General features: G+C 29.5%; 7 protein-coding genes. 6 read left to right on the top strand and 1 reads right to left on the bottom strand.

The genetic code is table 11. The annotated features are described in order from the left end of the window. The 6 genes from lipB to ACQCX0_RS03995 form a co-directional block, all read left to right on the top strand. The coding region (gene lipB / locus ACQCX0_RS04020; protein ID WP_462562890.1) for a lipoyl(octanoyl) transferase LipB at nucleotides 1-462 on the top strand (462 nt) is incomplete at its 5' end. 2 nt (nucleotides 463-464) lie between these two features. Further along, a complete protein-coding gene (gene ispZ, locus ACQCX0_RS04015; protein WP_462562889.1) occupies nucleotides 465-1,025 on the top strand; it encodes a septation protein IspZ in 561 nt (186 codons plus the stop codon). A gap of 1,653 nt (nucleotides 1,026-2,678) precedes the next feature. Further along, nucleotides 2,679-3,200: a hypothetical protein gene (locus tag ACQCX0_RS04010; protein ID WP_462562888.1), complete on the top strand. Its 522-nt coding sequence runs from the start codon at nucleotides 2,679-2,681 to the stop codon at nucleotides 3,198-3,200. A 522-nt stretch (nucleotides 3,201-3,722) separates the two neighbouring features. Further along, nucleotides 3,723-3,899: a S24 family peptidase gene (locus ACQCX0_RS04005; protein ID WP_462562891.1), complete on the top strand. Its 177-nt coding sequence runs from the start codon at nucleotides 3,723-3,725 to the stop codon at nucleotides 3,897-3,899. A gap of 81 nt (nucleotides 3,900-3,980) precedes the next feature. Further along, nucleotides 3,981-4,442: a Panacea domain-containing protein gene (locus ACQCX0_RS04000; RefSeq protein WP_462562887.1), complete on the top strand. Its 462-nt coding sequence runs from the start codon at nucleotides 3,981-3,983 to the stop codon at nucleotides 4,440-4,442. A gap of 3 nt (nucleotides 4,443-4,445) precedes the next feature. Further along, entirely contained in the window at nucleotides 4,446-4,799 is a 354-nt protein-coding gene (locus ACQCX0_RS03995; protein WP_462562886.1) for a hypothetical protein, read from the top strand. Between the two features lie 490 nt (nucleotides 4,800-5,289). Here the strand turns inward: ACQCX0_RS03995 and secA are convergent, their stop codons facing one another. Further along, a complete protein-coding gene (gene secA, locus ACQCX0_RS03990; RefSeq protein WP_462562885.1) occupies nucleotides 5,290-8,013 on the bottom strand; it encodes a preprotein translocase subunit SecA in 2,724 nt (907 codons plus the stop codon). Nucleotides 8,014-8,113 lie beyond the last annotated feature (100 nt).

Here is an 8,113-nt window from a genome sequence, read left to right as displayed (position 1 = left end):
ATTAATAATAATAATAATATTCCGGTTATCAAAACTAACAGGGGTGGCAAATATACTTATCACGGAATTGGACAAAGAATTATTTATTTAATGTTAGATTTAAATAGAAGAAATCGTGATATTAAAACATTTATTCACAATCTAGAGTTGCTAGTAATTAAAGCTTTGCAAGATTTCACAATTAAGGCTTATACTAAAGAAAACCAGATAGGAGTTTGGGTACAACATAGAGGTATTGATAAAAAAATTGCAGCAATTGGGATTAGAGTTAAGAAATGGATAACCTATCACGGAGTTGCTCTAAATATTCAACCGAATTTAACCCATTTTAGTGGAATTATTCCTTGTGGAAACATAGAAACTGGTGTAACTTCTATATATGAACTTGGTAAATCAGTTAGTTATCAGGAATTAGATATAGCACTAAAAAAACATTGTATTAGCATCTTCGGAGAACATTAAGCATGAAAGAAAAACAGTATCCTTTATTTTTAGACTTTCTACCTCTAATTTTATTTTTTATATTAAATAGATTTTACGGTATTTATGTAGCTACTGGGTTTTTAGTAATTACTAGTATTATTACTTTTGTTTTAGGATATATCTTTACTAAAAAATTTCATCCGGTACCAGTAGTAACTACTATTTTAGCAGTATTATTCGGGAGTTTAACCGTATTGTTACATGATGAAAACTTTATTAAATTTAAAGTAACTCTATTAAATTTAGTCTTTGCCTCAGCTTTAATTATAGGATTACTCTTTAAAAAGAATTTTTTAAAACTTACTTTCGGTCCATCTTTAAAAATTACTCCTCAAGGATGGAAAGTCTTAACTACCCTATGGATAACCTTCTTCTTATTACTAGCTTTAATAAATGAGGTTATTTGGCGTAATGTTAGTACCGATACTTGGGTTAATTTTAAAGTATTCGGAGTACTAGTTTTAACAATTATCTTCTGCCTTATTCAAATTCCGATTATCATGAAGCATAAGTTACATGATAATAACCAAAAAAATCTATAACTACTAACCCATAATTATTTACCACAGGGTTTCGGGTTTCTATACCTTAGTTATTCTGAGGCTATTTATTAGCAAAATATTTATGCTTATTACTTTCTTTTTTAAAATCCAGTTAAAAAATTTTATCTTTTGGATATGTAATAAAAATTTTATAACTTTATTCTATCCGATAAAGTTATATAGAGGTGCAACCTGCTTTACTATAAAAATTGATACTACTGAATATGTAGCACTAGTTCTGCTTAGAAAATATACTTAGCAGAGAGACTAACACTAGTGTTTTTTACTTCCCTACTTAGATCTTGACTTAGGATTGTCTCTAGATAGAATATTTGATTATATGTATAACTAAACCCTCCTCCTACTTTGATTTTACTCTTGAAATATTTCTTATCTTGTAGTTTAATGTTATTCTCTGAGATACGTTGATTAAAGTTTATTTCAGTAGTGGAATTATTTTTGTTGAGTTGTTGCTCGTATCTGATATCTAAAATTGGTATGCTTACTGAATTTTGATCCTACCTCGGCTATAACATCCTTTAGATTGCTTTTTGATATACTTAAATTAAAAGCTTATCCTTTTTTTGATATTCACATAAATTATACTTAGTGTAAATTACTCTAGTATAAGCTAAACTACTATATCATTTTGCTGTGTAACCTTTTAGGGATACCTGATTTATCCCTATATTTAATAAGGAATTATTATTTTCTATGACAATGTTTTGTAATTCATTAGAGGTATTGTATCTAGCTTTAAGGTGCTGTTATTATTTAGGTTAATTATATTATTTACTACTAGCACCGGTATTATATTCATAGATTCCCTATTGAACCTTAATTCGTTTGCTTCAATCTTATCAATATTATTATGTTATAGGTGGTATCAACTATTTTGTAAATTATTATTCTTTTACTTCTAAAAAGCTCTTGTAATGAGCTGGTACTAGTTATAAATTAAGTTGCTTTTTTAGCAGGAAAAGCAATGAAGTCTAAGTGGATTAGTTTCTACGGTAAAGATATTAGTAGATTCGGATGGAGGACACTTTTTTGGGAGAAAGATAAGTCCTCAAAATTCTGTTTAATTTCTATTTTTTTAGACTCTTCCCTACCAATTAATTAACTTTTGGGAGAATTTATTTTTAGAATCATCGTATATACATATAATTTGGGTCTAACCCCTTATTTCCTTATATATCTTTACTCTGTTGACTTCTTAACTCCCAATTGTTTAATTAAAGAAAACTTAAACTAAATAATTTTATATGTCAATGAGATTGTTAAAGATGAGACATAATAATATTAGGATTATTAGAAATACTAGAAAGTTAACACTACAAGAGTTAGCTGAAAAACAGAAATAAACTATAATTATATCGGAGATTTAGAGAGAAGCAATAATAACTTAAATGATTCTATGAAGTCTAAAATAGCTGGGGTTTTATAGGTATTACCTAATGAGTTAACGGATAAGAAGATACAACTACCTAAAAAAACTCTACTAAAGCACCACCTCTTGTGCTGTCTTTTGATCTAAAAACAAACATAGTTACAATTCCCTATTTAAAATATATAATAATTATAAAATTAATATACTTAAGATGAAATACATATCAATATTAGTTATATCACTATTGACTTCAATGTCATTATATGCTAACTCAAATACACATAGATAAAACTCTTTATCTATGTGTAGCTACTAATAAAATTGAGGGAAATAACTTCACTAACAATAAATATTTTTATTTGGATTCTAAGAAGTCTATAGCTTATTTCTTTACTTCAGATGAATATGATGAAGATACCTACGAAGGTATGACTAAATTTGAACATAACTCTTATGGAGATATAAATTTAGAAGAAGATAACGTAGTTAATTATTTAGGTTACTATGACTTCAATTGTACTCCTAGTAATGATCACTACGTTGAAAAATTCCAACCATTGAATTTTACTCATAAATTAGATTCTAGAAATAAATCTTCTTATTTATGTGAAGTTCAGTCTTATGAATCTGTAAAAGATCTTGAGTTCGTAAAGAATTTAATTAAGAATGGAAGAGGTGAATTTCTTAATTATAGTCCTCAGAATAAAACTGCATCTTTGGTTTATTCTAAGAAAGATGGAGGAGATATATTATCAGTTTGGAATGAAGGTAAAGTAGGAAAGTAATGGGGTATACTATCCATACTATCAAAAACTTATTACTGTAGGGAATGATAATTACCTTCCTTATGTAGATCCAACTGATAATTCTAATTTTAATGATTGTTTATTACTAGGATCTAATATGTTGATTTAAGTAAATAATGATAGTGATATTACTACTATTTATAAATGTAAATAGATATTAATAACTAATACTTCTTGAGTGACTACTTGAAGTATCACCTATGAATAGTTCAGAAACTAGGAGTAATCCGTAGAGATATAAGAATTTAATGATATCTCGAAACATAAAACCCTATTTTAAAATATTAATCAGTCGTTAGGAGCTGGTTACGTAGAGCTTGAGATTTATCAGGAAGCAGGTTTTTTTAGTTATTAAATCTTTGAAATTAGCAAAACTCTTAATAAATTATGAGATTAATAATATGGAAGCTGATTATGTGAACATCGATAGCATGATACCTACTATTAGCAAGGTGCTAATGTGTTGATGGATAAAAGAGTTAAAAAAATCAGGGGGCGAGTATTTATTCGTTTATACTTAATAATGAATTCTTAATAAAAAGATTTTATAAAGTAGGTCAAGATAAAGTTATATCCTTATCTGACAATAAATTATACTCGGATATTATTATTAACCCAAAGGATAATGTACAGATTCTAGGACAAATGATATTCACTTTTAATTCTGAATTCTTATAAACCGCAAGTAAATACTAAGAATTTGACAACTCATACAATAAATGATATATTATACTAACCTTATTCTAAGAAATTTAAAAAATGAACCACAACAGATACGATTGTAGGGTTATAGCTAATGAGTTTATTAGACTCTCCTTAAAGCATAATAATCCTATTTCGCCAATGACAATACAAAAATTAATATATTTTGCCAATGGAATTGTATTGACTTTAACTGGAACTCCCTTAGTAAGAGAAAGTTTTGAAGCGTGGTCTTATGGTCCTGTAATACCTCTATTATATCATACTCTTAAAGCATATGGAGCAAAGCCTATCCAAGAACCAATATATCTAGAAAAAGACAGTGTCAATAAGATTGATCCTGATGTACTTGTCTATATAGAAATAACTTATGAAAAATATAATGCTTTCAGTGCTATTACTTTGTCAAATATGACCCATGAAAAAGGTGGGGCATGGGATAAAGCAAAGCCCAAACAAACTCTTAATGATGAAGACATAAAGCAAGAATTTAACTTTCTATTAGAACCAACTAACTAAAATATGACTCATATTGCCTCACCAAAATTAATTAGAGAAAAGCTTGATCAAAATTTTGAGCGTAAGAATAAGCACTCTACCCCCTACGAAGATGAAAAAAAGATAGTAGAACTTGATAAACTTAAAACAGAAAATCAACATTTAAAAGATATTGCAAAAGTACGAAATAAATATTTAAGAAAAATATATAAAAGTAGTAGAGGGTGGTGTTTTGCTATCTTAATAATAGTTTGTTTAAATAAAATTCCTTATTGGAAATTAGATAACAACATACTAATAGCACTAATAACTAGCACCACAGCAAGTATATTTGCTTTAATGTACATTGTTGCTAAATGGTTATTTCCTAATAAATAACCCTACCCTTTAATTCTAATCAAAGGGGTTTTTATTTTTATCAACTTTTTAAAATACTAGAAAATTGATTTTCTATATGCTCTTTTTTTGTCTATATTCTTCCTGAATTTTTTCATACTCTTTAGGTAATTTATATAACAATATAAATAACAATTCTAATGTCTTTAATGCTGTTTTGGGGTTCATTGCAGGCAGTTCTTTTAGCTGTATAGCCTTTATTGTTTCATATACTATTTAAGTTAGAAATGACACAAGATTTCGTAAAGTTAAAACTTTACGATCAGCCGTTATCTGCTAGAAGCGGTGAATGGGAAAAAAATTTCCCTGCTCACGTTGCATCTCAATAACACCCCATATTTTCAACAGCTCCATCATATAATGTAAATTTAAGGGTAATTAGAAGATTGTTTAGTAAGAGGTGCAATTCTTTTATAAAAAACTCTAAAATGGGATAAAGCCTAAAGGTAGGAAGTAAGATACTATAAATAGATTAAGCTCCGTGACAATGTTTAAATTTTTTACCAGAACCACAAGGACATAAATCGTTCCTTCCTATCTTGTCGAAGTTAGTAATAGGAAATTTAATAGGTACTTTAGGAATTTGCTCCTTACTCTGTGCTAAGGGGTATCTTTGGGTTGTCTCTTGCCATTGCCTTTGGGTTTGCACCTGAGTTTGATTCTGTACTTGTGAGTTCTGAGATTTTAATTGCGTTGTCCCAGTGGGTAATTCAGTAGGAGCCTCAGTAATTATTAAGTGAGAGATTATTGTAAGAATTTTTTGATTTAAATCATTTAACATTGTTTGAAATAATGAAAATGCTTCATGCTTATATTCATTTAAAGGATCTTTATTAGCATAGGCTCGTAAATTAATGCTTGAGCGGACATAATCTAATTCTAAGAGATGTTGTTTCCAATTATTATCAATACTTTGTAGGGAAATATTACGTACTACATCCTTAAAAGCATCTATACCTATTAAATTAATAATATTCTCAATCTTAAGCTTTGCAAGAGAGGTAACTTTATCACTAAGTTCCTGTAATGATAACCCATCTTCCAAGGCAACATCTTTAAGATCATCAGTGATATTAAATAATCTGCTGAGATTAAGTTGAAAAGTATGAAAATCCCAGTTTTCTCTATATTCTTTTTCAGGAAAATAAGTTTGTATCAGATTATCAGCCTCTTCTTCTATAATATTAAACAACATATTCTTCACATCTATATCGCTAGTAATAATTTCTTTTCTTTGTTCATAGATTACTTTTCTTTGCTCGTTAATTACATCATCAAAGCGGAGTAAACTTTTTCTAACTTCAAAATTGTAATCTTCTACTTTTTTCTGAGCTTTTTCAATTGCTTTAGTAATTAACGGATGAGTAATTACTTCATTTTCCTTAAAGCCCATTTTTTGTAAGAAACCTTCTAATTTAGTAGACCCAAAAATTCGCATAAGATCGTCTTCTAAACATAAATAAAAAATGGTTTCCCCAGCTTCTCCCTGTCTACCGGCACGCCCTCTTAATTGGTTATCAATTCTTCTGCTCTCATGTCGCTCAGTTCCTATTACCACTAGCCCTCCTGCTTCCATAATTAAAGCTTTATCTTGTTCTATTTTAGCTTTAATTTGGTTAGTTACCTCAGCAATTTTAGTATCATCTCTAAGACCTTTGATAGCATCCTCTATGAACAATTCTTCATTCCCTCCTAACTTAATATCAGTACCTCGTCCTGCCATGTTTGTGGCTATAGTAATAGCTCCTTTCCCTCCTGCTTGGGCAATAATTTGTGCTTCAGTATCGTGAAATTTTGCATTTAAGACTTTGTGAGGAATTTTCTCTTTATTTAGAAGTCTAGATAAATGCTCCGATTTCTCAATACTAGTAGTACCAATTAGTACAGGTTGTAATTTAGCGTAACTACTCCGTACCTTTGTAAGAATTGCTAGCTCTTTTTCAGCTAATGATAAATATATGTTATCATGCCTATCTTTGCGAATAAGTTTTTTATTAGGAGGAATACTTAATACTCGCAATCCATAGATTTCCTGAAATTCTTTAGATTCTGTAGAAGCGGTTCCAGTCATTCCGGCAATTTTATGATACATCCGAAAATAATTTTGAAAGGTGATAGAGGCTAGGGTTTGATTTTCACTTTTAATATTAAGTTTCTCTTTTGCCTCAATTGCCTGATGTAAGCCATCAGAATATCTTCTGCCCTCCATCATTCTACCGGTAAATTCATCTATAATTACTACTTCACCGCTTTTTACAATGTAGTCTACCTCTTTTTTAAATAGATGATGTGCCTTTAGCGATTGCATAAAGAAGTGATAGAGTTCTATATTTTGGGCATCAAATAGATTTCCTTTAAAATCTAACCCAGATTTCTTAATAGAAGCTTCTAACTTCTCAATTCCTTTTTCTAAAATATTAATATTTTTATGTTTTTCATCAATTTCAAAATCTTCCTTATTAAAATAAGGAACTAAAGAATTAGTAAGTTTATAGATAGTGGTTTTATCTTCAGCCTGTCCGGAAATAATTAAGGGAGTTCTTGCCTCATCAATGAGAATGGAATCTACCTCATCAATAATTGCAAAATATAAATCTCTTTGTGCAATATCATCAAGAGAATGTTTCATGTTATCCCTCAAGTAATCAAAGCCGAATTCATTGTTAGTACCATAGGTAATATCACAACTATAGGCATGTTTTCTTGCACCCTCAGCTAAATTAGCAGTAACACACCCCACCCTTAAACCTAGGAATCTAAAAACTTCTCCCATCCATTGGCTATCTCTGGTTGCTAGATAATCATTTACCGTAACAATATGTACAGCTTTAGAGCTTAGAGCATTTAAGTAAGCAGGTAGAGTGGCTGCCAAAGTTTTTCCTTCTCCTGTACCCATTTCTGCAATCATACCCCTGTGTAGTGCTATACCACCCATAATTTGGACATCAAAATGTCTTTGGTTGAGCACTCTTTTTGCAGCTTCTCTAACCACTGCAAAGGCTTCTACTAAGAGAGCGTTTAATGATTTATCATCTTGAAATTTACGCTTTAATTCCTGAGTTTTATTTTTCAAAGCCGTATCATCTAATAGAGAAATATCTTTCTCTAAACTATTAATTTGCTGAGTAATAGCTCTATATTCTTTTAAGGTGATTTCTTGTTGCTTTTTAAATAAAGTAGCAATAAATTTAAACATAGTAGTACCTATCCTATTTTATTAAGTAATTGTCATTCTTTTATAGAACAATAATAACTTAATTTTGATTTTTTTAAATGTATTTTAGATCGGAAGAGCG

This window comes from Candidatus Hepatincolaceae symbiont of Strigamia maritima, assembly GCF_055505085.1.
Note: the sequence above shows the minus strand (reverse complement) of the source record. Positions and strands in the feature narration are given on the sequence as shown.

Excerpts from the sequence above, each read along its gene's own strand:
- ispZ (WP_462562889.1), top strand. The coding sequence starts at position 465 with ATGAAAGAAAAACAGTATCCTTTATTTTTAGACTTTCTACCTCTAATT.
- secA (WP_462562885.1), bottom strand. The coding sequence starts at position 8,013 with ATGTTTAAATTTATTGCTACTTTATTTAAAAAGCAACAAGAAATCACC.
- ACQCX0_RS04010 (WP_462562888.1), top strand. The coding sequence starts at position 2,679 with ATGCTAACTCAAATACACATAGATAAAACTCTTTATCTATGTGTAGCT.
- ACQCX0_RS04000 (WP_462562887.1), top strand. The coding sequence starts at position 3,981 with ATGAACCACAACAGATACGATTGTAGGGTTATAGCTAATGAGTTTATT.
- ACQCX0_RS03995 (WP_462562886.1), top strand. The coding sequence starts at position 4,446 with ATGACTCATATTGCCTCACCAAAATTAATTAGAGAAAAGCTTGATCAA.